This is a genomic window from Undibacterium sp. GW821-FHT07F11 (genome assembly GCF_059418665.1).
The window spans coordinates 1-2,038 of sequence record NZ_JBWKQH010000028.1 but is presented as its reverse complement, the minus strand read 5'-3'; the positions used below and the strand labels follow the sequence as shown (position 1 = coordinate 2,038).

Sequence of the window (2,038 nt, the reverse complement as noted above, 5' to 3'; positions counted from 1 at the left end):
TTCTGGGTGCTGCACCGATCCAGCTCAGGGGCCTGAGTGCAGGCACGACCTTGGTACTCATCGATGGCCGGCGCGTTACACCTTCCGGCGCCAACGGGGTGGCATTCGACATAGGCAGCATTCCTCTGTCGGCCGTCGAGCGGATTGAAGTGCTGGCCGATGGTGCCTCGGCAATCTATGGCGCAGACGCAGTGGGCGGTATCATCAACGTCATCCTCAAGCGTTCAAGCAATGGGTTGACCTTTGATGGCCGCTACGGCATCGCAGAAGGCGGCGTGGGGCAAGAGCGCCGGGTATCTGCCAATTACGGCTTCTCGTCAGGTGCTCTGCATGGGTCGCTGAGCGCCGACTACTTCAACACCGATGGCATTCGCTTCAGCGATCGGGACCGCACGCGCGACCTGGACTACAGGCGGTTCGGTTTCACAGATCGCCGCCTGCCCTATACCAGCCAAGGCACCGTGTACTCGCTCAATGGTGGCAATCTTCCCGGGCTGACATCGAGCCGAGCCACCATCCCCACAACAGCCAGCGCCACACCATCGATGGCCGACTTTGCGGCAACTGCAGGGCAAGAGAGCCGCAGCAGCGAATACTATCAACAGGCCTATCTGCAGTCTCCCGTCGAACGCTTCGGCACCGTAGCAGATCTGACCTACAACTTGGGCGGTGGAACCTCGGCATTTGCGACCCTCTTGGCTTCCCGTCAGAACGGCCAGTACTTTTCCACGCTGCCGTTTGTGAGCACATCAATCATTGTTCCGAAGAGCAATCCCTACAACCCGTTTGGCGTTGACGTGGGCGTCAATAAATTGCTGACGGGCGTTGGCTCCGATCTCAATAGGTCTAGCGATACCTTCACGCGTTTTCTCGTCGGCGTCCGCGGGAAACTGGGCAAGGATTTGCGCTGGGAGCTCGCTGCGAACTACTCGCGTGATGACAATCGCGTCCACGAAGACAATTACTACGACACGAGCAGGATTCAGGCAGTCCTGAATAATCCTGACCCGACAGCAACGCTGAACCTGTTCACGACAGGGCCTATTGCCAGTACGTCTGTTCTGCAATCGCTGCTGCCAGCGGTAGACAGGCGCTACCTGGCCAGTGCCTTAAGCACAGACGCTCAGCTTAGTGGGGCGCTTCTCGATTTGCCGGGTGGTCCCTTATCCTTTGCCGTGGGTGCTGAACTACGCCGGGAAAAACTCGACATCACTTCTCCCTTCGATAACACCCACGGCAGCCGTAGCGTGGCCAGTGGTTATGTCGAAGTACGGGCACCAATTCTGGAAAACTTGGCACTGTCGGGCGCCGGACGATACGACCATTACAGTGACTTCGGCAACACGTTCAATCCAAAGATGGGCTATGAGTGGGAGCCAGTGGAAGGTATGCTTTTTTCGGGCACTTGGGGAACCTCTTTCCGTGCTCCGCCGCTGTCGTATGTCAGCAGCGTGCCTTATACTGTGCCGGCCAGCGCCACCGATCCTACGCGTGGCGGTGCCGTCGTCACGGTGCCGACAACCCGCGGCGGAGGTGCAAACCTGAAGGCGGAAAAAGCGGACACCTACACGGTCGGCGTTCGATTCACCCCCATCGATGCGGCCACCCGGCATCTGGACGTGAGTCTGTCAGCCTGGTGGGTTTCGCAAGATGACAGGGTGGTTTCGCCGGCCTACCAGATTCTTGTGGACCATGCCGATCTGTTTCCAAACCGCGTAGTCAGGGCACCGCAGACGGCTGAAGATATTGCCCTGGGTCGCCCGGGAGCGTTGCAGTCGATTGATGCGGGTTACGTCAACTTCGGCACATCTAAGACCAATGGCATTGATGCGCAGGTCAATTACCGTGCCAAGACTGGCTCTGTACGCTGGTCTGTGAACGGCAATGTAACGCGTGTTCTGAACTATAAGGCTGAACTTGTGCCGGGCGTTATCGAAGACCGCCTGGGATCGTTTTCCTTCGACGGCTTTTCTCCCAAGTGGCGCGGCTCGGTGGCCGGATCGATTGAATATGCCAACTTTGATCTCTCGCCCACAAT

1 protein-coding gene is annotated in these 2,038 nt (G+C 58.2%); it reads left to right on the top strand.

The genetic code is table 11. From position 1 onward, the window contains the following. Positions 1 to 50 precede the first annotated feature (50 nt). Positions 51 to 2,038, top strand: a 1,988-nt coding sequence (locus AC07OI_RS29765; protein ID WP_495259664.1) for a TonB-dependent receptor plug domain-containing protein, incomplete at its 3' end; no start/stop codon positions are given.